Below are 22,823 nucleotides of genomic sequence, written 5' to 3'. Positions count from 1 at the left end.
TTTTAGCGGATTCCTGGTGCTCCGCCGTAAGGCAGGAAGCCCACCTTGGCGTAGACGTCGGCAAGAGTGGCGGAGGCGATCTCGCGGGCTTTGTCCGCCCCATGGGCCAGGAGCCGATCGAGCTCCGCCGGGTCCGCCAGCAGCTCGTTGGCGCGGTCCCGGATAGGTCCAAGGTGCCCGGCGACGAGTTCGGCGAGATCGACCTTCAGGTGGCCGTACATCTTGCCCTCGTAATCCGCGACGATCTTTTCCACAGTCTGCCCGCTGATGGATGAGTAGATGCTCAGCAGGTTGGACACACCGGGCTTGGCTTCACGGTCGAAACGGATTTCCGTCTCGGTGTCGGTGACCGCCGACTTGATGCGCTTGGCCGTGATCTTCGGGTCATCCAGCAGGTTGATCAAACCAGCCGGCGACTCTGCGGACTTGGACATCTTGGCCCTGGGGTTCTGGAGATCGTAGATCTTGGCCGTTTCCTTCTGGATGAAGGCCTGTGGGACTTGGAACGTCTCGCCGTAGCGGCTGTTGAAACGCTGGGCGAGATCGCGGCTGAGCTCAATGTGCTGCCGCTGGTCCTCGCCCACGGGTACGCCGTGCGGCTGGTACAGCAGGATGTCGGCTGCCTGCAGGATCGGGTACGTGAAGAGCCCGACGCTGGCGTGATCCGAACCGTGTTGCAAGGACTTGTCCTTGAACTGGATCATGCGCGAGGCTTCACCGAAGCCCGTAATGCAGCCCAGGACCCAAGCGAGCTGTGCGTGTTCAGGAACCTGGGACTGGACGAACAATGTGCACTTGTTGACGTCTACTCCGCCGGCGATGTACTGAGCAGCAGTGACACGTGTACGGCGGGCAAGCTCAGCAGGATCCTGCGGCACCGTGATGGCGTGCAGGTCCGGGATGAAGAAGATGGCGTCGTACTCGTCCTGCATACGGACCCAGTTGACTAAGGCACCGAGGTAGTTGCCCAGGTGGAGGGAGTCAGCGGACGGCTGCATGCCGGACAGCACACGGTGCTTGGCTCCGGCAGCCAGTTTTGTGGATGTTGCCATGGTTGCGGCCGCAGCGGGTTTAGTCGTGGTGGAACTGGTCATGAGGAAACTTTCGAAAGCTTAGAGCTGGTAGTCGACTACCAGCGGTGCGTGGTCGGAGAAACGGGTGTCCCACGACGGCGCCCGGTCAACGACGGCCGAAAGAGCGGCTGCCGCGAGTCCAGGAGTGGCCATGTGGTAGTCGATGCGCCAGCCTGTGTCAGTGTCAAAGGCCTTACCGCGCTGGGACCACCAGGTGTAGGGGCCATCGACATTTCCTGCCAGGCCCCTGTGGACATCCCTCCATCCGATCTCGTCGCCGAAGAAGCGGTCGAAGTACGCACGCTCTTCAGGAAGGAAACCGGCACGCTTGGTGTTGCCCTTCCAATTCTTGATGTCGAGCTCCGTGTGGCCCACGTTGAGGTCGCCGACCACCAGGGCGTGGTCACTGTGCTTGGCGAGCTCCGGAAGCCTCGTGGTCATGACGTCCAGGAAGCGGTATTTGTCCACCTGCTTGGGGGTGTCTACTTCGCCGGAGTGCACATAGGCGCTGACGACCGTCAGGGTAGTATCCTCGCCGCTTCCGTCCCGAACGACGTAGTCGGCCTCGACCCAACGTCCGGTGGTGGCAAAGTAATCGTCGCCGATACCCACACGAGTGGCAGTAGGTTCCTGCCGGGAAGCAATCGCCACGCCCGCGCGGCCCTTGGCCTCGGCTTCGGCGTGGAGGATGTGCCAGCCTTCGCCGATTAGCTGGTGAACCACCTCATCAGGCGCGCGGACTTCCTGCAAACACAGGATGTCGACGTCGCGCGGTTCCAGCCACTCCGCCATGCCCTTCTTGTAGGCGGCGCGAATGCCGTTGACGTTGACCGTTGCGATGCGAAGGAAGTCCTTCTTCAATGCCGAGCTCACCCCGCCTACTCTAGTCGATGATGGTGCCCGAGACGGGCTCGTCGCCGCCACCGGAGGACTTGATCATGTCCCGGGCGTTGCTTGACGTGATGGCGATGGTCTCCAACGCACGGTTGATGGTGTCTTGATCGGCAGAATCGCCCTTGGCGCGCTCAGCCTCCACCACGCGAACCTGCACCTGCACAATCTTGAACGAGTGGTCCAGTTTGAGGTCGCGGATTTCATCCGCTTCGCTGCGTTCCGCGACCACGCGTGTGCCGCCGTGGTCGGCGCTCGACGACGACGGCGCCCGGCCGGTTGCCGCGTTGAACGCGTTCTGTGCTTCGGTGAGTTTTTCTCCAGCCCGCTTGGCAGCCCTCTGGATGCTGAAGACCACGAAAGCGGCCAAGGCGAGCCAGCCGAAAGAAACAACGGCGACGATCCAACCGACCACGTCGTTCTGGTTTGCCGCGAAGATCACGGCCACCAGGAAAGCGATGAGCACCACCGTCATCCCCAGTCCACCGATGCGGAAGCCCTTGAAAGGGCTCTTGGCGGAAGCGGACGGGGGAACAGATGACGGGGCGTCGCCGAGAGATTGCATGCACCCATTGTCGCAAACTCCGCAGGACGAGCCAGCCGCTTCCACCCCCGGCGAACAGCGTGGTTGCTATTTGAGGAAGAGCTTGCGCAGCCGTCCCGTGGTGAGCATGATGCCGAGGGCGATCATCACAAGGTAGTAGGCGATATGGACTGCCGTGGCCGGACTGAAGGAGCCAATGCTGATCTGCCGCAGGAGTTCCACGCCATGCCACAAGGGCATGGCCTGTATGAGCCATTGAATGTACTGCGGATAGACGGTTATCGGGTAGAACGTCGCGCTGAACAGGAACATGGGCAGCATGAAGAAGTTGATCCAGTCCATCTGCTGGAAAGTCTTCATGAAGCTCGTGATGCCCATGCCGAAGCTTGCAAAGCCGAAAGCAATCAGCACGGACGCCGGGATGACCAGGATGGCCCACGGCGTCGTGATGAGGCCCATGACGGCCATGACCGCGGTGAAGCCCGTCGCGTACAGGAGCCCACGAAGCAAAGCGAGGAAAATCTCCCCGATGGCCACATCCAAAGGCCCAAGGGAGGTGTAGAGCATGCCTTGGTACAGCTTGGCGAAGTTCATCTTGAAGAAGACGTTCCACGTGGAGTCGTAGACTGCGCCGTTCATGGCGGACACGGCTAGGAGCGCCGGCGCAATGTAGGCCGCGTAACTGATTTCCTGGCCACCAGGTCCGGCCACGGTGCCTACAATCGGGCCCAGCCCCACTCCCATGGAGATCAGGTACAGCACCGGCTCGAAGAACCCGGACACCAGGATCAGCCAGGTACTGCTTTTCGCCGCCATGAGGCCCCGGGCCACAACGGCGAGCGCGTTCCGGGAGTACAGCGGGCCGAACGTACGTTCGCGGGCTGCCTCAGTGGCGCTATGGCCCCCAGTCAGAACGCTCATGCCCCCATCCTCCTGACGAACTGGCGCCGCGTCAGCGTCCAACCTGCAGCGGCCGCGCCCACAAGGAACACGACGTGGGTCAGTGTCAGCACAGGGCTCTCCTCAAGTCCGTAGGTGAAGACGCGTCCCAACTGCGTACCGTGCCACACCGGCGAGATCCAGCCGATCCAGCGCACCCCCAGCGGCAGCGAGTCCAGCGGGAAGAAGGTCCCCGAAAACAGGAACAACGGCACAACGATGAACCGCTGCACCAAGGCGAACTGGCCGGAGTCTTTGGTGATGGTCGAGGCATAAGCCATGAGCGGCAGCCCGAAGGACAGTCCGGCCACCGTGGCAACTATCGCCGACACCCAGCCCCACGGGCTCGGCGAGGCGCCGAACATGGCCACGATGACGAAGTAGACCACCGATTGCACGAGGAACTTCAAGGCACTGGCCATGATGTGGCCCGCGGCGATCTGCTGCGGTACGAGCGGCGAGGCGTGCGGGCCATAGAACACGCGGCGCCATTTGAAGCCGTCCATGATCGGGTAGGAGAAGTCCCCCGACGCCGTCATGACCGCGGATGAGACCAGCAGTGCCGGCGCGATGAAGGTCAGGTAGTTCACACCGCCGAACACCGACGTACTGTTCGCATTCACCAGGCTGGCGAGCCCGATGCCCATGGCGAACAGGTATGCCACCGGCTGCCCCACGCTGTAGAGGAACACGGACCAGCCGTAACCACGCATCACACGAAGGACCTGCTCGGCGTAGAAGAACGATCCCCAGCGCCGCGCGCGGCTGGCCGAGACGGCCGGCGAGTGAGCGCGCAAGGGATGGTCCGCCGTCGGGAGCTGCGCGTCAGTCATGCGTCCTCCCACTCAACTGCTGTCCGCTAGTCAACTGTCCTCTAATCAACAAGACTCCGCCCGGTCAGGCGGAGGAAGACGTCCTCCAGCGAAGAACGCCGCACCAGCGAGGTCAGCGGACGGAGCCGGCGCGCCGAGACCTGCTCCAAGGCCGATTCGCCGTCGTCCGCGTAGATGAGCACACGATCCGGCAGCGTCTCCACCCGTTCTCCGACGCCTTCGAGTTCGACGCCGATCGTAGTATTGCGTTCCGAGCCGAAGCGGAGTTCAACGACCTCGCGAGTGGAATATTCGCGGATCAGGCTGGCCGGCGAGCCTTCGGCCATGATCCTGCCTTTGTCCACCACGATCAGCCGGTCGCAAAGCTGTTCGGCCTCATCCATGTAATGCGTGGTGAGGATCAACGTGACTCCTTGTTCCTTGAGCCTGAACAGCCGGTCCCAGAGGATGTGCCGGGCCTGGGGATCCAGTCCCGTGGTGGGCTCATCCAAGAGCAGGATCTTGGGCTCGTTGATCAGTGAGCGGGCGATCGTGAGGCGCCGTTTCATGCCGCCCGAGAGGGCATCGACCCTGGACTTGGCTTTGTCTGTCAGTTGGGCGAACTCGAGCAGCTCATCGGCCTTGGGACGCAAGTAGCTCAAAGGCAGGCCGAAGTAGCGTCCATAGACAATCAGGTTTTCGCGGACCTTCAGTTCCTCGTCCAGGTTGTCCTGCTGGGGCACCACGCCCAGGTGCGCGCGGACTTCCGGCCCGTGGGTTTCCGGGTCCAGGCCCATGATGCTGAGCTTCCCGGACGTGCGATGGGAGACTCCGCCAATCATTTTCATGGTGGTCGATTTGCCGGCGCCGTTCGGGCCAAGCAGGCCGAAGGACTCCCCTGCCGAAACTTCGAAGGAGATACCGTCGACGGCTGTGAGCTCGCCGTAGCTCTTGGTGAGATTCTCGGCTGTGATGACTGCGGGTGGGTTCATCTGGAAGCTGGCTGACGTGGAGAAAGAGCGGGTGGCTTCATTGTGCACCCCAGCAGACTAGTAGAGCCAAGGAATACGTGAAAGAGGTATTCCGCAATTTTCTGGATTAACCCGGGGCCCAACTCGCCGCGGAAGCCAGCCTGCGCGACATTCTGCTGGATCACTCCAAGCATCAGGCCCTGGAATCGCATGATTCCAGGGCCTGATGGTCTATCAATGCGGCTGATCCAGCAGAATCCGCCAGTCCCTCACTTCGTCGGATGCGTCCGCAGCACTTCCAGGCGTTGGCGGTACTCGGTCTCATCGATTTCGCCGCGTGCGTAGCGCTCCCTCAGCACGCTTTCGGCGCCCTGGGTTGCGGCCCAGTAGTGGTTCCGCCGCCACATGCGGCGGCCAAAGAAGATGAAGAATCCGATAACCAGGAACCAAAACAGCGGGATCAGCAGGAAAAACGGCCAGAAGACGAATCCGTCCCCCGGTCCATGGACGACGTCGGCGGGAAGCTGCGCGGCCGCCGCGCCGATGGTGGTGCTCAGTGATGTCAACATGTCCAGTCCAAACTCTCAACAGGCCGTATCTCGGCTCTGTTTCCAGTCTGGGTTTTCGGCCCACCCAAATGCGTCGGCCACCGGGAGTCACTTGCGTCCGGCCGCCTACTCCCCCGGGAGACTGCGCGGAACGGCTAGCTGCTCCAGCCGGGCCGGACCAAACCGGATTCGTACGCCAGAACCACCAATTGCGCCCGGTCCCGCACCAGCAATTTCGTCATGATGCGGGAAACGTGCGTCTTGGCCGTCAGAGGGGTGATGAACAGCCGCTCGGCGATCTCGGCGTTGTTCAAGCCTTCGCCGACCAGCGCAAGGACTTCCCTTTCGCGCTCAGTGATCTGGTCCAAGGGAACTGTCTTGGACGCCGCCTTGCTGTGCAGGGCCAGCTGGGCCATGATGCGGCGGGTAACCGACGGCGAAAGGAGGGCATCGCCGTCGTGGACCACCCGCACAGCGCGGATCAGCTCCTCCGGTTCGGTGTCCTTGACGAGGAAGCCGGCCGCACCGGCGCGCACAGCCTCGGCGATGTATTCGTCCAGTTCGAACGTGGTGAGGATGATGATGCGGGTGTGCGCGAGGCGAGGGTCAGCCAGGATCTGCCGGGTGGCGGCCAGCCCGTCGCCATCGGGCATGCGGATGTCCATGAGGATGACGTCGGGCGCCTCACGCTCGGCCAGCCTGACCGTGTCCTTGCCGGTACCCGCTTCCGCCACCACTTCCATATCCGGTTCAGCATCCAGGAGCGCCCGGAATCCCGCCCGGATGAGGGTCTGGTCGTCGGCAAGCAGCAAGCGGATCATGGCCGGTGTTCTCCTTGGGTAAGGTTCAGCGGGAGCATCGCTTCAACGCGCAACCCCGGTTCCAGCGACGTCAAGCCAAGCGTGCCGCCCAGAGCCTGGACACGCTCGTGCATACCTGTCAGCCCGTTGCCGGCTGCCGCTCCCCGCATGCCTGCACCGTCGTCGTCGATCCTCACCTTGAGTGCGTTCCCCGCCAATTCCAGAAGTACGACGGCGGACGCAGCCCCTGAGTGCCTGCGGACGTTGCTCAGCGCTTCCTGGACAATCCGGTAGGCCGTTTCCTGCTGTGCCGCGCCCAGGTGTACCGCGCCCAGGTGTTCCGGGCCCACTCGCTCCGGGTCTACGGAGTTCTCGAATCGCACCTCCAGGCCGCCGCGCCGGGCGTCCTCCACGAGTTCCGGGATCCGCGCCAAACTTGGCGGTGCGGCAGGACTCAACGGAGCGTCGTCGCGCAGTACGCCAAGGAGCTGACGGACCTCGGCCAAAGACTCCTTGCTCGCCGCTTTGATGGCCTCCAGTGCCGGGCGGAGCTTCTCGGGATCGTTGGTGCCCAGGTGAAGCGCCACGGAGGCCTGGACGTTGATCATCGACAGGGAGTGGGCCACAACATCGTGGATATCGCGGGCAAGCGTGAGCCGGTATTCATCACGTTCGGCCTGTTTCGCGGCTTCGCGCCGGCGTCGGTATTCTGCCATCCGCTCGCCCCGCCGCCTGAAGCCTTCACCGATCAGGACAAGGATCGCCACCCACGCGATGCCGGCGGATGCCCGGACAAGCCCGGTCTCACCTCCCGTCAGGACGGAGAACAAGACGACGGCGACGGCGCAGATCCCTGCCCCAAGCCAGGCCTGCCAGCGCAGCCCCGCGGCCGCGGTCAGGATGATCGACAACGCCAGGGACAGCACGATCGGGCCCCAGGCGTAACCAAGGATCACATAGCTGAAAGTGGCCGCCAAGGTGACCGGAAGCATAACCACGGGCCTGCTGGACCGGAAAGCCAGGGCCGCGGGTCCCGCCAGCAACAGGATGAATGCCAGGGGGTCCAAGGGGCGCAGCGCAGCCTGGTGTCCCGCCGAAAAGACGGTCCCCAGGACTTGGATCAAGGCCACCGCGATCACGATGAAACTCGTAGGGGGACCCTGGAAACGCCGCTGCATGCTCCGAGCCTAGCCGCGGTGGGCTCCGGCGTCGTCGGGTTAACGGTGTAGGACGCCTACTCCCGAGGGAGTAGGCGTCCTACATGGCGGTGGGGAGCAAAATCAGACGACGCCGGAGACGCTTCCCGCTGCCAATTGGCGTTCCGCGGCTTCGACCACGTTGGTCATGAGCAGCGCCACGGTCATGGGACCGACGCCGCCGGGGTTCGGCGAAATCCAGCCGGCTACATCGGCAACGGCGGGATCGATGTCGCCGTGGACCTTGCTCTTGCCCGTCTCGGGGTCGGTTTCACGGGTTACACCGACGTCGAGCACCGCCGCACCCGGCTTCACGTCCGCAGCCTTGACGATGTGCTTGGCACCCGCCGCGCCCACAATCACGTCCGCCTGCCGCAGCAGCTCCGAGAGGTTCTTGGTTCCGGTGTGCGTCAGCGTCACGGTGGCGTTCACGGCCCGCCGGGTGAGCAGCAGGCCGATCGAGCGGCCGATCGTGACGCCGCGGCCGACCACCACAACGTGCTTGCCGGCGAGGCTGTAGCCGTTGCGCTCCAGGAGCTCGATGACGCCGCGGGGCGTGCACGGCAGCGGCGAGGTGATCTCTCCGTTGACGTTGAGCACCAGCCGGCCCAGGTTGGTCGGGTGCAGGCCGTCAGCATCCTTGGCGGGGTCGATCCGCTCGAGGATCGCGTCGGTGTCTAGGTGCTTGGGCAGCGGCAGCTGCACGATGTAGCCGTGGCAGGCGGGGTCCGCATTGAGTTCGTCAATGAGGGCCTCAACCTGGGCCTGGGTGGCATCCGCCGGAAGCTCACGCTGGATCGAGTTCATCCCGATCTCCACAGACTGCTTGTGCTTCATGGACACGTAAAGCTGCGAAGCAGGGTCCGCGCCAACGAGCACAGTGGCAATGCCCGGAGTTACGCCGTGGGCCTTCAGGGCAGCGACGCGCTCAGTGAGCTCAGATTTGATGGCGGCGGCGGCGGCCCTGCCGTCGAGGATCTTCGCGGTCTGCGCCATGGACGGGTTCACCACTGCTCGTGCTGCGGGTACAGCGGGAAGTCGGCGGCGAGCTTGTCGACCCGGGCCTGCAGGGCTTCAACGTCGGTGGCGGAACCGGCCTTCAACGCCGAAGCGATGATCTCGGCAACCTCGGTGAACTCAGCAGCACCGAATCCGCGGGTGGCCAAAGCCGGAGTACCGATCCGCAGGCCGGACGTGACCATCGGCGGGCGGGGGTCGAACGGAACGGCGTTGCGGTTGACGGTGATGCCCACCGAGTGCAGGAGGTCCTCGGCCTGCTGGCCGTCCAGCTGCGAGTTGCGCAGGTCCACGAGGACCAAGTGGACATCGGTGCCGCCAGTCAGGACGGAAATGCCGGCTCCGGCAACATCGGCCTGGTTCAGGCGGTCCGCGATGATCTTGGCGCCTTCGATGACTCGTTCCTGGCGCTCCTTGAATTCCTCGCCCGCGGCGATCTTGAAGGCAACGGCCTTGGCGGCGATCACGTGCATGAGCGGACCGCCCTGCTGGCCCGGGAAAACGTTGGAGTTGAGCTTCTTCGCCCATTCTTCCTTGGCGAGGATCACCCCGGAACGGGGACCGGACAGCGTCTTGTGCACCGTGGAGGTGACGACGTCGGAGTGCGGCACCGGGCTCGGGTGCAGGCCTGCTGCCACAAGGCCGGCGAAGTGGGCCATGTCCGTCCAGAGAAGCGCGCCAACCTCGTCGGCGATGGAGCGGAAGGCCTCAAAGTCGAGGTGGCGCGGGTAAGCGGACCAACCCGCGATGATCACCTGCGGCTTCTCGGCAATGGCCTGCTCGCGGAGCTTGTCCATGTCCACGCGGAAGGTGTCTGCTTCAACCTGGTAGGCGGCAACCTTGTACAGCTTGCCGGAGAAGTTCAGCTTCATGCCGTGGGTCAGGTGGCCACCGTGGGCGAGGGACAGGCCCAGGATCTTGTCGCCCGGGTTGATCAGGGCGGAGAGGGCAGCGGCGTTGGCCTGCGCACCCGAGTGCGGCTGCACGTTGGCGTACTCTGCATCGAAGAGGGCCTTCACGCGGTCGATGGCCAGTTGCTCGGCGATGTCCACGTATTCGCAGCCACCGTAGTAGCGCTTGCCCGGGTAGCCTTCGGCGTATTTGTTGGTCAGGACAGAACCCTGGGCCTCCATGACGGCGCGGGGCGCAAAGTTCTCGGAAGCGATCATTTCCAGGGTGCCGCGCTGGCGGCCGAGTTCCTGTTCCAGAACCGCTGCGATCTCGGGGTCGAGTTCGGAAAGCGGCTGGTTGCTGATGGTCGCGGAGGTGATGGTGGTGGTCACGAAGATCTCCTGGATAGGCAACGGGTATTTCTACAGGTCAGGCTACCGGCTGGGTTTTTTCCATGCCGTTTGATTACGGGGCATGGCACAGCGACAGTAAAACGTGACCCTCGGCCCAGGCGTACGATCCGTGGTCTTCATCAATGCCGCTCCCTGGTGGTACACCACCCAACGCCAGTCGCGACGACTTAAACAGTACAACAGGTGCGCAACGGTAGGCTTGACTGTGTGACTGAATCCACCCTGCCCACGTCTTTTGTTGTAACCCTGTCCTGCCCGGACCGGCCCGGAATTGTGCACGCCGTTGCAGGCGCATTGTTAGAGGCTGGCTGCAACATCGCCGATTCCCAGCAATACGGCAGCCCCAGCACGGGAAATTTCTTCATGCGGGTGGAAGCCACCACGTCCTCGACCCAATCTGAACTGAGTTCGGCGCTTGCCCCGGTGGCCGAGGCATTCGGGATGAAGTGGCAGATCAACCCTGTGGGCCAGAAGGTCCGGACCTTGATCCTGGGTTCAAAGGACGCACATTGCCTTAACGATCTGCTCTTCCAACAGCGTTCCGGGACGCTCCCCATCGAGGTGCCGGCCATCGTGTCCAACCACCGGGATCTCGAAGGCCTGGCGGAGTTCTATGGCATTCCCTTCCATCACATCCCCGTCACCGCGGACACCAAGCCCCAAGCCGAGGCGAAACTCCTTGCGCTCATTCATGAGCACGGCATCGAGCTGACTGTCCTGGCGCGCTACATGCAGGTCCTCTCCAACGAACTCTGCACCGAGCTCAGCGGCAAGGCCATCAACATCCACCACTCCTTCTTGCCGTCCTTCAAGGGTGCCAAGCCTTATCACCAGGCGCATGCACGGGGAGTGAAGATCATCGGCGCCACTGCCCACTACGTCACGGCGGACCTCGATGAGGGTCCCATCATCGAGCAGGAAGTCATCCGCGTGGATCACGCCCGCACCGCAGAGCAATTCGTGCAGATGGGCCGCGACGTCGAGGGCCGCACCCTCGCGCAGGCGGTGCAGTGGCATGCCGAACACCGCGTCCTTCTGGACGGAACCCGCACGGTGGTCTTCAACTAGCGTTCCCCGCCCAACTAACTCGCACTTAATGTCGTTTTGACGCCTCATAGCGACACCTACTGCTAGTCAGTTGGGTGTCCTACGCTGGGTGCATGGACGGGACCCCGACGGCATCCAGCGACGAAAGCGTCGACCACGAGGCGGACCTCGCCGTTTATTACGACCGGCAGGCCCCCACCGGGAACACCCGGGCCCTGACGCCGCATCGGGCGGAATGCCGCGATTGGTTCATCCGTCTACTCAAGGATGAACACAGGCATTCGCTGTTCGAACTGGGCTGCGGGACCGGCGTCGAAGGACTGGAGTTCGTGCGAGCAGGCCTGCACTACACCGGCGTCGACCTGTCCGAGGAAAGCATCCACCTGGCACGGGCCAAGGGCTTGGACGCGAGTGTGGCCAGCGGCCGCAACTTGCCATTCGCCGACGCCGCGTTCCCCGCAGTGTGGACCATGAGTACCCTCCTGCATGTCCCCAACACTCGAATCCACGACGTCGTCGGTGAACTCGTGCGGGTCGCCGCACCCGGCGCGCCAATCGCCGTCGGACTCTGGTCCGGTGACGATGAAGAAGTCCTAAACCCCGAGGACGAAGACGAGCCGCGGCGGTTCTTCAGCCGGCGGAGCGACGACGCCGTGCGCCGGATCTTCGGGGCGCACGGCGACGTGGAGCACTTTGAGACCTGGCCCGAGGGCACGGGAGCCGAGTCCGGGCCGGGCGCTGGGAAATGGACTCAGCACTACCAGTTCTTGGTCCTCCGAACGCCGGCGGCCTCACCCAACTGAGTCGCATTTGTTGTCGTTCTCCTGGCTCATAACGACACCTAATGCGAGTCAGTTGGGATGGGCGGGCCAGACGGCGTGTTCTAGGCTTGGCCCATGGCTCCCATTTACACCTTTGCCGGGGACACCCCGGTCATCCATGACACCGCCTTCGTGGCACCCACGGCGTCGATCATCGGCAAGGCCACCCTCGGCGAGGACTCCAGCGCCTTCTACGGTGTGTCCGTCCGGGCAGACACCGCCGCAATAAGCGTCGGTGCCGGCTCGAACCTGCAGGACAACGTGGTCCTGCATGCCGACCCCGGTTTCCCCTGCACCGTAGGCGAGCGCGTCAGCGTCGGGCACAGCGCAGTCGTGCACGGTTGCACGGTGGAGGACGACTGCCTCATCGGCATGAGCGCCACCATCCTGAACGGCGCCGTGATCGGTACCGGTTCGCTCGTGGCCGCTGGCGCCGTCGTGCTCGAAGGAACTGTCATTCCGCCGCGTTCCTTGGTTGCCGGAGTGCCCGCCAAAGTGCGCCGCGAACTGAGCGAGGAAGAACTCGACGGCGTGAAGCGCAACGCCGCCCACTACCGGGAGCTGGCCGCGGCGCACCGCGAGATGCACGCGGAGGGCTAGTCCAGGCTGATCGGACCCAGTTCGTCCAACAGTTCACCGGGACCGGGGTTGCCAGCCACGGACGAACCGCCCAGATGGTTCACCACTCCCCACACAGCGTTCAGGCCTGTGGTGACCGCACCCTCTGCCCAGCCAGCGGTGAACGAGACGTCGTCGCCGGCCAGGAAGATGCCTCGCTGGCTCTCCGGCAGCTTGTCCTGCTTGAAGTGCGTGAACAGGCGCTGCTGGTAGCGGTAGTGCCCGGGCAGGTTCGCCTTGAAGGCACCCATGAAGTTGGGGTCGGCCTCCCAGGAGACCGTGATGGGCTGGCCCACAATGTGGCTCGCGATGTCCACACCCGGGTAGATCTGCTCAAGCGAGTGCAGCATGAGCTTGACGCGTTCCTCGGCGCTCAGCGAAAGCCACTTCAAGGCGTCGTCGTTCCACGTGTAGGAAAGCAGGATGACGGCAGGCTTGTCCGGGCCGTCGTCGAGCAGGTACGTTGCCCGGTTGAGCCGGTCGGTCAGGGTCATGGACAATACTTCGCGGCCCGTTTCCGGGTCGATGTCCTTCCAGAACGGTCGGTCCACCATAACGAACGTCTTGGACGACTGCATGTAGTGCGAACGCTCTATCGCGGTCCACAGCTCCGAGGGAAACAACGATTCCTGGGTGTGGATGCGCGTGGACAGCAACCAGGACTGGCACGTGGTCACAACGGCGGGGTAGCCGGTTTCGCGGCCCCAACGTTCGCGCACCAACAGATCGCCGTTCCCGCCGCGCTCAATGCGGTCTACGGCTCCGCGCGGGGAACCGGAGTGCAAGGATGCCAGCGAGCTGCCCTCGGGCCAGTGGGCCATGCCCGACGGCGCGTGGTGCCACAGTGCCTCGGGGAGCCGCTGCGCTCCCCCAGTGATGAGCCGGTGCTGGTCATCGGCGTCGGTGTAGACAACGCGCAGGATCTCGAGGATGGAGTTGGGGAAGTCGGTGTCCCAGCCTCCCGTGCCGAAACCTACCTGCCCGAACGCCTCGCGGTGCGCAAATCCGGCCTCCTTGAACGACTTGCTTGCGGCGATGAAGCCGTAGAAGGTCTGTTCGTCCAGGAGCGGCAGCAGTTCGTTCCATAGCTCCTTGATGCGCTTGGTGTCGCGGGCACGGATGGCCTCCTGCATTTTCTGGAAGGCAGCACCGTCATTCACTGCGGTCTTCCAGGCTGCGGCAACTTCGTGGAAGAACTCCGGCAGGTCCGCGGACGTGGCCGCATAATGCTTCTGCCCGGCCAACTCGATCACCGTGCTCGATGTTGCGGGCGCGAGCGGGTTGGGGAATTCCTGGGTGTCCAGGCCGAGGAGGTCAATGTAGTGGTAGAACGCTTTGCCGGACACCGGGAACCGCATGCCGCCGAGATCTGCCACCACTCCCGGAGCCGAGGGGAAGCTTGCGGTGCGGAGCCGCCCGCCGATCTGGTCAGCCTCGTAGACCACGGGGCGCAGCCCGAGTTTCATGAGCTCGTAGGCCGTGACGAGTCCCGAGAGGCCGGCGCCGATCACGGCGACCTGCGTGCCGTACAGTTCCGGCGGAACAACCGCCAGGCCGTCGGGGTGGGCCAGGTAGTGGTCGTAGCTGAAGGGGAAGTCTGGGTTCAGCATGGTGATCGGAGCGTCGGCCGGCGTTGCTTGGGAAATCCCGGTGTTCCCCGTGCGGGGTGTGGGTTCCGTGGGCAATTCGGTGGCGGTGGTCATGAAAGTTCTGCCTTCACAGTTTCCGGGTCGGGGACCCTTGCGGATAGTTCACGGTATTCCTGTTCGGTCAGCGCCGCTACCTTGGAGTTCCGGCGTCCGTAGCCGAAGTAGAGTGCGATCCCCACGAGCATCCAGCCGCTGAACACCACCCAGGTGTCTGCGCCCAGGTTGGCCATGAGGTAGGCGCACATCAGCGTGCCGAGCACGGGGGTGATCGGGTAGAGCGGGACACGGAAGCTGCGCTTGAGCTCAGGGCGGTTGCGCCGCAGGTAGATGACGGCGACGTTCACCAGCGCGAACGCAAAGAGAGTGCCGATGCTGGTGGCATCGGCCAGCGCGCCGAGCGGGACAAGCCCTGCGGTGAGTGCGACGGCGGTGCCTACGATGAGCGTTCCGGCCACCGGGGTGCCGGTGCGCGGGGAGATGCGGCCGAAGACTTCGGGGACCAGTCCGTCGCGGGACATGGAGAGCAGGATGCGGGTCTGGCCATAGAGCACCGTCAGCACAATGCTGGCGATCGCGAGCACGGCTCCAATGGAGAAGACGAGCGCGATCCATGGCTGGTGGGTGGTTTCCTCGAGGATCTGGACGAGGGCTGCCTCGGTGCCGCCGAACCACTCCCAGGGGCGGGCGCCGATGGCGGCCACGGCAACCAGAACGTAAATGCTGGTCACGATCACCATGGAAAGCAGGATTGCCCGGGGCAGGTCGCGCTTGGGGTTGCGGGCTTCTTCGCCGGCGGTGGAAGCGGCGTCGAAGCCGATATAGGAGAAGAAGACTCGGGATGCGGCGGCCGAGACGCCTGCGGCTCCCATCGGCATGAGGGGTTCGAAGTTCCCGGCATTGAACGCCGTGAAAGCAACGGCGCAGAAGAACAGCAGGATGACAATCTTGATGGCCACGATCACAGTGTTGATCCAGGCGCTCTCCTTGGCGCCGCGCACCAGCAGGATCATCGCGAGGACCACAATCGCCATGGCGGGGACGTTGACCACGCCGCCGCTGCCCGGCGGCTGGGACATGGCGTCCGGCAGGAATTGCCCGAACGCTGCCAGGGTTTCGTTCACGTATTGCCCTGCGCCGACGGCCACGGCCGCCACGGAGACGGCGTATTCGAGGACGAGGCACCAACCACAGATCCAGGCCATGCCTTCGCCCATGGTGGCGTAGGAGTAGGAGTAGCTGGAGCCGGCAACGGGCACCAGGCCCGCCATTTCCGCGTAGGACACTGCGGAGAATAAGGCAGCAAGGCCGGCCACCACGAAGGAAATCCAGACCGCGGGGCCGGCCAGCGGCACGGACTCGCCCAGGATCACCAGGATCCCGGTGCCCAGGGTGGCGCCGACACTGATCATCGTCAACTGGAGGACACCGAAGCTGCGGACCAGCGGCGTTCCGCTTTCGCTGCTTCCGGCTTCGCTGACCATCTGCCCGATGGGCTTCCGGCGCAGCAGTTGCGCACCGAGCCCCGGACGGCGGGCGGCCGTGCCGGCTTGTGTATTCGTGGATTGTCTTGGCTCGGTCTGGGTGGAGGTAGGCACAGTCACCGTTGACGTCCCTTCAGAGTAGTTTGCGGTTTCCCGTGTCCACCGTAAGCCTGTGAGCCAGCTCTCATAGAGGTGCAAAATGACCTATAGTGATCAACCATGAGACGTATTGCACAATCAGAACCGACGCCGGAAGCGGCGCTTTCCGGGCAGGTCAGCGTTGATCTGTCTGCGATTTCAGACAACATCAAAGCCTTGAAGGAGCGCACCGCCGCGCCGTATTTCATGGCCGTCGTCAAAGGTAACGGCTACGGGCACGGTCTGGTGGATGTAGCTCGCACGGCAGTGGAGGCAGGAGCTGACTGGCTGGGAACAGCGCAGCTCAGCGAAGCCATCGCGCTCCGCAAGGCGGGCATCACCGTGCCCGTCTTGTCCTGGCTTTATCTGGCATCCCAGACCAGCGCAACAATCCGAGAGGCACTCGAGTACGACGTCGACGTTTCGCTTGGGAGCGTCAGCCAGCTTGAGGTCCTGGCGGGTATCGCGAGGCAGTTGGGGCGCCCCGCCGTCGTACACCTGGAACTGGACAGCGGCCTCAGCCGCGGCGGCGCACGAAAGGAAGACTGGCCAGAACTGGTGGCCCACGCGCGCAAGGCCGAACAAGACGGCACGGTGCTGGTCCGCGGCATCTGGACCCATCTGGCCTGGGCCGATGTTCCCGCGCACCCGGGCAACGCGGCCGCCGTGGCGGAATTCGAGGATGCCGTGCGCGAAGCGCGGGCCGCCGGACTGGACCCGCAACTACGGCACGTATCCAGCTCGGCCAACATCCTGGACCGGCCCGAATTCCACTTCGACATGGTCCGTGCAGGCCTGGCTATCTACGGGCTGGCGCCCGCGGATCACCTGAATCCCGCCGACTTCGGACTGCGCCCCGCACTGAGCGTCACCGCACCGCTGGTCATGGTCAAGAAAGTCCCCGCGGGAACCGGAGTCAGCTACGAACACCAAGCCATCACGCATGAGCCGCGCCATCTCGGTCTCATTCCCTTGGGCTACGCCGACGGCATCCCCAAGGGAATCAGCGGCCGCAGCCTGGTCCAGATCGCCGGACGAAAAGTCCCCGTGATCGGCAAGGTATGCATGGACCAGTTCATGGTGGACCTGGGTCCCGATGCATCCGGGATCGAGGTCGGAGATACGGCGGTTCTGTTCGGCGATCCGGCCGGAGGAGCTGCGAGCGCAGACGATTGGGGCGCCGCAATCGGAAGCCACGGGGACGAGATCATCAACCGGATTGCGCCGCGCCTCCCCCGCGTGTATGAGTCCCGCGCTTACGAGTGCCCCGATTACCAGGATCCCGCAGCCAGGAAGGCACCGAGCGATGTCGCCTGATCCGAGCCAGGGCCGCCTGAGTTTTGTCACGCTCGATCAGTTCCTCAAGCAGCTGCCGCCCGAGTTGGAAATACTCCACGACGGCGGCAGCGGCGAGGAACTGCTGCGTTGGGTTGAGCCCAGCGAACTGGACGATCCCACCCCCTACCTCCCGGAGGGAGAGTTCCTGCTGACCGCAGGGCTCCCCTTCCTGGGCGACGGCGCTTCCCAGGAGAACGTTGACGCTTACGTGAAGCGGCTGGTGGGGGCCAAGGTGGCGGCGCTGGGGTTCGGCATCAGGCCGTATTTCGACGCCGTCCCGTCCGAGCTGCTGAAGGCTTGCCGCCGGCACAAACTCACTCTGATTGAGATCCCGGAATCCATCCCGTTCGCCGCGATCGGACTGGAGTTCTCCCAGCTTCTGGAATCGGACAACGCGAAGGTTTTCCGCCAACTCGCGGACACCAACAGGCAGCTCATGCGGGCTGTCCTCTCGCCTCGACCTGAACACGAACTGCTCGCCGCGCTGGTCCAAAAGGCGCCTGTCTGGGCCCTGCTGGTCGGCGCGGACGGGCGGATCCGTGCACGCGCCCACGCCGCCGGCGGCAGCACCGGCGTCGAGCTTTCACTGCTGGAGCCAATGCTGGAGCGGCTCCTTTCGGGCAGAGGGCCGCGCGTTGAGGTGGACGGCTTTGAGCAGCCGGGCTCCGCGATGGTTTTCGGCCACCCGCTGCGGAGCACCAAGGATGCCAACCTGGGCGCCCTGATTCTGGGTTCGGACGTTGCGCTGGCTCCCGCCCAAAACAGCGTGGTGCAGTCCGTGGTGGGGCTGCTGGAGTTGCTGGTCCGGCAACGGACCAGCGGTTCGCTCGCGCCGAGCCAGCTGGCCACCGCATTGCTGCTGCACCCGGAGAGCCTTGCTACTGGCGGTACGCGGCACATCAACGGGTTCAAGGACCTCCTCGCGCAAAGCTTGTCCTCCACGCGCTCCGCTCCCCTGCGGGTGGTCCAGGGCATCAAAATGGACTCTCCCGAATGGCCGGCCGGCGACAGCCCGGTGCGTGAGCTATTGCAGTGGCGGCGCCTCTTCGACACCAAACTGGTTGAAGTCACCGATTACGGATTCGCTGCGATTACCCGTTTGAAGGTGGATGACGCGCTCCTGGCGGACGTCGAAAAGCTCGGTTGGCGGCTCGTCATCGGAGACCCGACGGAACTGACCGGGCTCGCCACAGCGCACCAGCGGGTGACGTCGCTCCGTTCACGGGTCCAGTCCAGCGGACGAAGCGCCCGGGTCGACGAGGTTACCTGGTCCGTCACCGGACTCCTGGGACGCGAGGCCGGGTCCATGCTGGCCGCGCGGCTACTTGAACCGGTACTCGCCTTGGAGCCCGAGCGACGGGATCCGCTGTTGGCCGTGCTGCGGGGCTGGTTGAGCGAGAACGGCAGCTGGGACGCCTCCGCCAAACTGCTGGGCCTGCACCGCAACAGCGTGCGCCGCCAGATCGGGCTGCTCGCCGAGCTTCTTGATACCGACTTGAACCAGGCCCAGGTGCGCGCAGAGCTTTGGATCGCGCTGCAGTACACAGATGAGTTGGTGCGTGGAGCGGACGGCGGCGGTTAGCCAGCATCCTGGCGTCGTTGTGGTTGGTTCGTTGGAATTGGGCGACCAGGGCCGCCGTGGCGAGGGTCGGTGATCTTCAGCTCGCCATCCGCTTCCAGAAAGCGACGACCCACGCCATCGCGGCCGCGGTAGTCATCCCGGACGAGAGAGGCTGTGCGGGCCGGGATCCCGGCCCGCACAGCCTTTCGTGGGCGTAAAGCCAGGTTTCGGTGACGCTACCAGGTGACTAGGCTCAGGCCATAGTTATTTGCGATGGTCCGGGTTGAGGTGAAGAGGACTGCCTGCGAGCACAGGTAGCCGGGGTCATGGACTGAACCGCAATTGTCGTAGTGGGCATTTAGGACGGCCTGGATCATCCCAACGGCCCCTACGGTGCCGTCTGAGTAAGGCATGAGGACGGGCCCGCCGCTGTCGCCCTGAATGGCCGCGATCTGAGGCCAGGTCATCTGGAAGGCCTCGATGTTATAGGCGCTACCGTAGCCGTCATCCCACAAGTACCACATGCCCTCGACCTGGATTCCGCAGTGGACCCCGGAGTTGCCGCCGCTTGTGCAGATCCAATCCCCGAGAGACACGTCTTGAAATCCGGCTGTTGCCTTCGAGTAGCCCCAGCTGTTGTCCCACGTGCCGTCGTACATCCATTTGCTGCCGTACCCGGTCATCAACGATGATTGGCCCCCGGAAGAATCCCAGAATTCGCTTCCTAAGGAAACACCCCAATCGTTGCGGTCATACCAAGGCCCGAGGTCACAGTGTCTGGCAGTAATCGTGTACGTCCGATTCGCATCTGCGAGGGCGAATCCTGTGGTGCATTTGGAGTAAGAGCCAGTTTGCATGTAGGCACCCGAGTTAAATGGTGAGGAGTCGTTGGAACGTGTTGCAGGTGTGCTTCGCTTCCCGTCAACCAATCTGACCGCCGTGCCTGCCGCTTGTTTTGCGGCGTCGGCTACTCTTGCCGTGTCGACGGCAGCGGCCCCAATCGCGTGACCTTCAACTGCGATGGCTCCGTCATCGTCCCGAACTCCGACGATTCCCTCAATTTGGAACCCCAAAGCCGTTATTGCCTTCTTCTGGGCGTCGATCCGTTTGATGGCGGCACGGATTTCAGGCAACGAATACGGGCGCTCTGAGAATGTCACTGATATCCCACGGGCCTGGCCCTCGGTTTTCACAATGTCACGCAGGACCGAAGGACCTTTCCAAAGGATCTTTGAGGATCGGGTCTCAGCATTGTTCACCTGCTCGACGTAACCGGCCTGTTCGATTCCGGGCTGTTCGGTGATCCAGTGTTTGAAGTCCGAAAGCTCCTTCTGGGTGTCGAGAAATGTATTCCCTTTGGCCGCCATGTAGCGATCGATCTCACTGGATCCGGCAGGACCTGTGGGCGGATTCGGGTCGGCTTGAGCTGAAGCAGCTCCTAGACTTGAGACTGCCAACAGCAGCGCAGAACACATGCGAATAGAACCGAGTGCGATCTTCACGATTTCCCCTTCTTCAATATTCGGTGCGTGGGGACGACTTCGACTCTGGGATGCGGTGGATGGCTACTTTGGCTTGAAGGCCAGCGAGTCGGTTCCGCTGGTCCATGTCAGAGTGCCGTTGTTGTATGCCATATCGATGGGCTTCTTAAGGAAGGCCAGGACCCACTGCTGCTGGGAGGCGGCGAGTTCGGCGCAGGCGGCGGCACCCACGGCGATATCTCCGACCGTGAGAACAGTTCCTGTCCTTGTTGCGGGACCGCCTAATGGTCCACACGTAGTCGTGACGGTCAAATGGAGTGATCCGCCCACGGTCTGCAGTTTCGCGGTAACAGCTCCGGAGGATGCCCAGGGAAGATCCTTGCCGTCTTCCGTGCCCGAAACACTCGCGTAGGTCCCGCAGGGAGCTGTCGGCAGGAACGACGCGCAGGTCTCCGTCGGTGAGGGGGTCGGAGCAGCGGTGCCCGGGCCGGGAGCTGCCCCACACGCCGCCAGCGCGAAAGAAGCGATCAGAATGGGTAATGCCTTCTGCCACCAGCGAATGTTCGCCATCGTTCCACCCTCAACGTAGATTTGACGAGAATTTACATTGAGGGTGTCTGACTGAGAAGCGGGGATCTTAGCCATCGTGAGACCGTGCCGATTGTCTCGGCATCAAGTCCTCTTCCAAGACGGTATTTGGACTGAGATCCCTTAGCTAGGAAACTCAAACGCCACTGTTCCATGACTCCCCCAATATGCGCTAAATCCATTGGAAACCACGACTATCCTCGTCGCGGTTAGCAGACTCTCCTCCGCCACCAGGCTCCCTGTCAATACCCCATGCCCACTAAGAACATCGATTGTAAAAAATGATCTCAACACAACGTTCCCCGGCTGCAGGGCCAAGTCATGAACTCGCGCCAACCGCAAGCCTCTCCTGTCCAAATGGGGCTGCGTGAAAAGCCGGCATGTTGTCCCCGGGCTTTGGTGTGTGGTTCGCAGATTACAGATTCGCTCAGCCGGGGAATATCTACGGTTCGGAATAACGGTCTCTGCCATGCCGATATCCATGCCGTCCGGGTGAGGAAGACTCACGAGGACGCGGGCTTCTCAATGAGCCTCTATTTTGAAATATCCGTCTTTGAGGTTGGACCCGACGTCAGGCGCCCAGCAAGACGCGTCTCTCTCGAATCCCCAACACTAGAGAAATAGGGCTACGAATCCCACTCGCGGTAAAGCTCCGGGCGGCGTTCGCGCAGGTACGGCACTTGTTCCCGCGCCGTCTTGACGCTTTCCGTGGAGATCTCAGCGAACAGCAGTGCGGCCCCGTCACCGGCGGCAGCCAGCAGCGAGCCGTCTGGGCCGGCGACCACACTTCCACCAAGGAAATCACAACCGTCCTCGTGGCCGCTGTGGTTTGCGTAGGCCACATTGAGTTGACTCTCCCGAATGGCCCGCGGGCGACAGCCCGGTGCGTGAGCTATTGCAGTGGCGGCGCCTCTTCGACACCAAACTGGTTGAAGTCACCGAATACGGATTCGCTGCGATTACTCGTTTGAAGGTGGATGACGCGCTCCTGGCGGACGTCGAAAAGCTCGGTTGGCGCCTCGTCATCGGAGACCCGACGGAACTGACCGGGCTCGCCACAGCGCACCAGCGGGTGACGTCGCTCCGCAGCCGCGTGCAATCGAGTGGCAAGAGCGCCCGGGTCGACGAGGTTACCTGGTCCGTGACCGGACTCCTCGGGCGTGAGGCCGGGTCCATGTTGGCCGCGCGGCTGCTTGAACCGGTACTCGCCTTGGAGCCCGAACGACGGGATCCGCTGTTGGCCGTGCTCCGGGGCTGGCTAGGCGAGAACGGCAGCTGGGACGCCTCTGCCAAACTGTTGGGCCTGCACCGCAACAGTGTGCGCCGTCAGATTGGTCTGCTCGCCGAGCTTCTTGATACCGACTTGAACCAGGCCCAGGTGCGCGCAGAACTTTGGATCGCGCTGCAGTACACGGATGAGTTGGTGGGCCGAGGGGACGGCGCATAACTGCCGCACTCTTTCGCCGTGATTTTTTGCGGAACACACCTAGGCCGTGTCCAAAAGGGCCCCGAAAGGCTAGGTGAAGGCCGATTTTGCACCTATTTTCATGATTCCTCACACTCATTTTTTGCCGGACTACACCTAGACGGGGTTTGCGAGACCTAGCCTTCGAGTGCCGTCTCTGTGTTCGTTGAATGCAGGTAAATCAGAGCCACGCTATCCGTCGTGGTGGCACAGCGACGACGTGCCACCACGGCCTGAGCATCGGAAGCGCCACTCATGACACTCTGGTTGGGTCCCCGAGTAGGAGTCCAGTGTTTGTGTGAGTTTCGTGTCCGAGAATGGACGCAGGAGGAAATTCACGAATCATGGCACGCAGACACACCCCCGAGCAGGTCATCGCCAAGGTCCGGCAGGGCCAGAAGATGCTCAATGACGGGCGCCCGATGGTCGAGGTCGTCAAGGAGCTCCAGGTCACCGAAGCCACTTGGTACCGGTGGCTGAACCAGTACGGGTCCGAGAAGAACGCCGAGGCGTCCAAACGGACCAGGGAGCTGGAGAAGGA

The 22,823-nt window shown here is 63.4% G+C and carries 21 protein-coding genes, 2 pseudogenes and 1 riboswitch; of the genes and pseudogenes, 7 read left to right on the top strand and 16 right to left on the bottom strand.

Features of this window, described 5'->3' with window-relative positions; all coding sequences use genetic code 11:
- Nucleotides 1-2: 2 nt before the first annotated feature.
- From trpS to glyA, 11 genes are all read right to left on the bottom strand, one after another.
- The gene (gene trpS, locus OOZ51_RS07095; protein ID WP_265978558.1) at nt 3-1,094 is read right to left on the bottom strand and encodes a tryptophan--tRNA ligase; all 1,092 of its coding nucleotides are present in this window, start codon (nt 1,092-1,094) and stop codon (nt 3-5) included.
- 18 nt (nt 1,095-1,112) lie between these two features.
- Entirely contained in the window at nt 1,113-1,946 is an 834-nt protein-coding gene (locus OOZ51_RS07090) for an exodeoxyribonuclease III (protein ID WP_265978557.1), read from the bottom strand.
- Between the two features lie 10 nt (nt 1,947-1,956).
- Nucleotides 1,957-2,529: a hypothetical protein gene (locus OOZ51_RS07085; RefSeq protein WP_265978556.1), complete on the bottom strand. Its 573-nt coding sequence runs from the start codon at nt 2,527-2,529 to the stop codon at nt 1,957-1,959.
- A gap of 66 nt (nt 2,530-2,595) precedes the next feature.
- Nucleotides 2,596-3,429 carry an ABC transporter permease gene (locus OOZ51_RS07080; protein ID WP_265978555.1) on the bottom strand — a complete coding sequence of 278 codons (834 nt, stop codon included), beginning with the start codon at nt 3,427-3,429 and terminating at the stop codon, nt 2,596-2,598.
- On the bottom strand, nt 3,426-4,280 hold the full coding sequence (locus tag OOZ51_RS07075) for an ABC transporter permease (RefSeq protein ID WP_265978554.1): 855 nt from the start codon (nt 4,278-4,280) through the stop codon (nt 3,426-3,428). Before OOZ51_RS07075 ends, OOZ51_RS07080 begins: the two co-directional genes overlap by 4 nt.
- Before the next feature lie 41 nt (nt 4,281-4,321).
- Complete coding sequence (locus tag OOZ51_RS07070) at nt 4,322-5,251, bottom strand: ABC transporter ATP-binding protein (RefSeq protein WP_265978708.1); 930 nt, start codon at nt 5,249-5,251, stop codon at nt 4,322-4,324.
- A gap of 248 nt (nt 5,252-5,499) precedes the next feature.
- Complete coding sequence (locus tag OOZ51_RS07065) at nt 5,500-5,799, bottom strand: SHOCT domain-containing protein (RefSeq protein WP_236816154.1); 300 nt, start codon at nt 5,797-5,799, stop codon at nt 5,500-5,502.
- A 134-nt stretch (nt 5,800-5,933) separates the two neighbouring features.
- Nucleotides 5,934-6,599 (bottom strand): response regulator, encoded by a 666-nt coding sequence (locus OOZ51_RS07060; RefSeq protein WP_265978551.1) that lies wholly within the window; start codon nt 6,597-6,599, stop codon nt 5,934-5,936.
- Nucleotides 6,596-7,756 carry a sensor histidine kinase gene (locus OOZ51_RS07055; RefSeq protein WP_265978550.1) on the bottom strand — a complete coding sequence of 387 codons (1,161 nt, stop codon included), beginning with the start codon at nt 7,754-7,756 and terminating at the stop codon, nt 6,596-6,598. Before OOZ51_RS07055 ends, OOZ51_RS07060 begins: the two co-directional genes overlap by 4 nt.
- 102 nt (nt 7,757-7,858) lie before the next feature.
- Nucleotides 7,859-8,770 (bottom strand): bifunctional methylenetetrahydrofolate dehydrogenase/methenyltetrahydrofolate cyclohydrolase, encoded by a 912-nt coding sequence (locus OOZ51_RS07050; protein WP_265978549.1) that lies wholly within the window; start codon nt 8,768-8,770, stop codon nt 7,859-7,861.
- An 8-nt stretch (nt 8,771-8,778) separates the two neighbouring features.
- A complete protein-coding gene (gene glyA / locus OOZ51_RS07045) occupies nt 8,779-10,074 on the bottom strand; it encodes a serine hydroxymethyltransferase (protein ID WP_265978548.1) in 1,296 nt (431 codons plus the stop codon).
- Between the two features lie 106 nt (nt 10,075-10,180).
- Nucleotides 10,181-10,266: riboswitch (ZMP/ZTP riboswitch) on the bottom strand.
- Nucleotides 10,267-10,302: 36 nt separating this feature from the next.
- On the opposite strand from glyA, the gene purU reads away from it, so the two are divergent.
- The 3 genes from purU (at nt 10,303) to OOZ51_RS07030 (ending at nt 12,563) form a co-directional block, all read left to right on the top strand.
- Nucleotides 10,303-11,163 carry a formyltetrahydrofolate deformylase gene (gene purU, locus OOZ51_RS07040; RefSeq protein WP_265978547.1) on the top strand — a complete coding sequence of 287 codons (861 nt, stop codon included), beginning with the start codon at nt 10,303-10,305 and terminating at the stop codon, nt 11,161-11,163.
- A 92-nt stretch (nt 11,164-11,255) separates the two neighbouring features.
- Nucleotides 11,256-11,945, top strand: coding sequence for a class I SAM-dependent methyltransferase (locus OOZ51_RS07035; RefSeq protein WP_265978546.1), 690 nt, complete (start codon nt 11,256-11,258; stop codon nt 11,943-11,945).
- A 93-nt stretch (nt 11,946-12,038) separates the two neighbouring features.
- A complete protein-coding gene (locus OOZ51_RS07030; protein WP_265978544.1) occupies nt 12,039-12,563 on the top strand; it encodes a gamma carbonic anhydrase family protein in 525 nt (174 codons plus the stop codon).
- Here the strand turns inward: OOZ51_RS07030 and OOZ51_RS07025 are convergent.
- Complete coding sequence (locus tag OOZ51_RS07025) at nt 12,560-14,284, bottom strand: flavin monoamine oxidase family protein (protein ID WP_265978543.1); 1,725 nt, start codon at nt 14,282-14,284, stop codon at nt 12,560-12,562. The two genes, OOZ51_RS07030 and OOZ51_RS07025, sit on opposite strands and share 4 nt — an antisense overlap.
- Nucleotides 14,281-15,711: an amino acid permease gene (locus OOZ51_RS07020; protein ID WP_265978706.1), complete on the bottom strand. Its 1,431-nt coding sequence runs from the start codon at nt 15,709-15,711 to the stop codon at nt 14,281-14,283. Before OOZ51_RS07020 ends, OOZ51_RS07025 begins: the two co-directional genes overlap by 4 nt.
- 219 nt (nt 15,712-15,930) lie before the next feature.
- Here OOZ51_RS07020 and alr point away from each other — a divergent pair, with 219 nt between their 5' ends.
- Nucleotides 15,931-17,166, top strand: a complete 1,236-nt coding sequence (gene alr, locus OOZ51_RS07015) for an alanine racemase (protein ID WP_265978542.1) — start codon at nt 15,931-15,933, stop codon at nt 17,164-17,166.
- Complete coding sequence (locus OOZ51_RS07010; RefSeq protein ID WP_265978541.1) at nt 17,156-18,769, top strand: PucR family transcriptional regulator; 1,614 nt, start codon at nt 17,156-17,158, stop codon at nt 18,767-18,769. Before alr ends, OOZ51_RS07010 begins: the two co-directional genes overlap by 11 nt.
- Before the next feature lie 215 nt (nt 18,770-18,984).
- On the opposite strand, the gene OOZ51_RS07005 is transcribed toward OOZ51_RS07010, so the two are convergent.
- The 3 genes and pseudogenes from OOZ51_RS07005 to OOZ51_RS06995 all read right to left on the bottom strand — a co-directional run.
- On the bottom strand, nt 18,985-20,250 hold the full coding sequence (locus OOZ51_RS07005; protein WP_265978540.1) for a chymotrypsin family serine protease: 1,266 nt from the start codon (nt 20,248-20,250) through the stop codon (nt 18,985-18,987).
- A 63-nt stretch (nt 20,251-20,313) separates the two neighbouring features.
- Nucleotides 20,314-20,799: an META domain-containing protein gene (locus tag OOZ51_RS07000; protein ID WP_265978539.1), complete on the bottom strand. Its 486-nt coding sequence runs from the start codon at nt 20,797-20,799 to the stop codon at nt 20,314-20,316.
- 644 nt (nt 20,800-21,443) lie between these two features.
- A pseudogene (locus OOZ51_RS06995) lies at nt 21,444-21,692 on the bottom strand (nitrilase-related carbon-nitrogen hydrolase); the annotation flags it as partial.
- Between OOZ51_RS06995 and OOZ51_RS06990 the strand changes: the two are divergent.
- Both OOZ51_RS06990 and OOZ51_RS06985 read left to right on the top strand, forming a co-directional pair.
- Nucleotides 21,686-22,264 (top strand): annotated as a pseudogene (locus OOZ51_RS06990) (helix-turn-helix domain-containing protein); the annotation flags it as partial. The pseudogenes OOZ51_RS06995 and OOZ51_RS06990 sit on opposite strands and share 7 nt — an antisense overlap.
- A gap of 362 nt (nt 22,265-22,626) precedes the next feature.
- Nucleotides 22,627-22,823: transposase (locus tag OOZ51_RS06985; protein ID WP_265978538.1), on the top strand; the 197-nt coding region annotated here is incomplete at its 3' end.

This window comes from Arthrobacter rhizophilus (genome assembly GCF_026241105.1).
Classification (GTDB): Bacteria; Actinomycetota; Actinomycetes; order Actinomycetales; family Micrococcaceae; genus Arthrobacter.
The sequence above is the reverse complement of the archived record's forward strand: the minus strand, read 5'-3'. Positions and strand labels throughout refer to the sequence as shown.

Coding starts and splice junctions, on each gene's coding strand:
- OOZ51_RS07070 (WP_265978708.1), bottom strand. CDS start 5,251: ATGAACCCACCCGCAGTCATCACAGCCGAGAATCTCACCAAGAGCTAC.
- OOZ51_RS07035 (WP_265978546.1), top strand. CDS start 11,256: ATGGACGGGACCCCGACGGCATCCAGCGACGAAAGCGTCGACCACGAG.
- OOZ51_RS07025 (WP_265978543.1), bottom strand. CDS start 14,284: ATGACCACCGCCACCGAATTGCCCACGGAACCCACACCCCGCACGGGG.
- OOZ51_RS07060 (WP_265978551.1), bottom strand. CDS start 6,599: ATGATCCGCTTGCTGCTTGCCGACGACCAGACCCTCATCCGGGCGGGA.
- alr (WP_265978542.1), top strand. CDS start 15,931: ATGAGACGTATTGCACAATCAGAACCGACGCCGGAAGCGGCGCTTTCC.
- OOZ51_RS07055 (WP_265978550.1), bottom strand. CDS start 7,756: ATGCAGCGGCGTTTCCAGGGTCCCCCTACGAGTTTCATCGTGATCGCG.
- OOZ51_RS07010 (WP_265978541.1), top strand. CDS start 17,156: ATGTCGCCTGATCCGAGCCAGGGCCGCCTGAGTTTTGTCACGCTCGAT.
- OOZ51_RS07030 (WP_265978544.1), top strand. CDS start 12,039: ATGGCTCCCATTTACACCTTTGCCGGGGACACCCCGGTCATCCATGAC.
- OOZ51_RS07020 (WP_265978706.1), bottom strand. CDS start 15,711: ATGGTCAGCGAAGCCGGAAGCAGCGAAAGCGGAACGCCGCTGGTCCGC.
- OOZ51_RS07080 (WP_265978555.1), bottom strand. CDS start 3,429: ATGAGCGTTCTGACTGGGGGCCATAGCGCCACTGAGGCAGCCCGCGAA.
- trpS (WP_265978558.1), bottom strand. CDS start 1,094: ATGACCAGTTCCACCACGACTAAACCCGCTGCGGCCGCAACCATGGCA.
- OOZ51_RS07065 (WP_236816154.1), bottom strand. CDS start 5,799: ATGTTGACATCACTGAGCACCACCATCGGCGCGGCGGCCGCGCAGCTT.
- OOZ51_RS07050 (WP_265978549.1), bottom strand. CDS start 8,770: ATGGCGCAGACCGCGAAGATCCTCGACGGCAGGGCCGCCGCCGCCGCC.
- OOZ51_RS07075 (WP_265978554.1), bottom strand. CDS start 4,280: ATGACTGACGCGCAGCTCCCGACGGCGGACCATCCCTTGCGCGCTCAC.
- OOZ51_RS07085 (WP_265978556.1), bottom strand. CDS start 2,529: ATGCAATCTCTCGGCGACGCCCCGTCATCTGTTCCCCCGTCCGCTTCC.
- OOZ51_RS07000 (WP_265978539.1), bottom strand. CDS start 20,799: ATGGCGAACATTCGCTGGTGGCAGAAGGCATTACCCATTCTGATCGCT.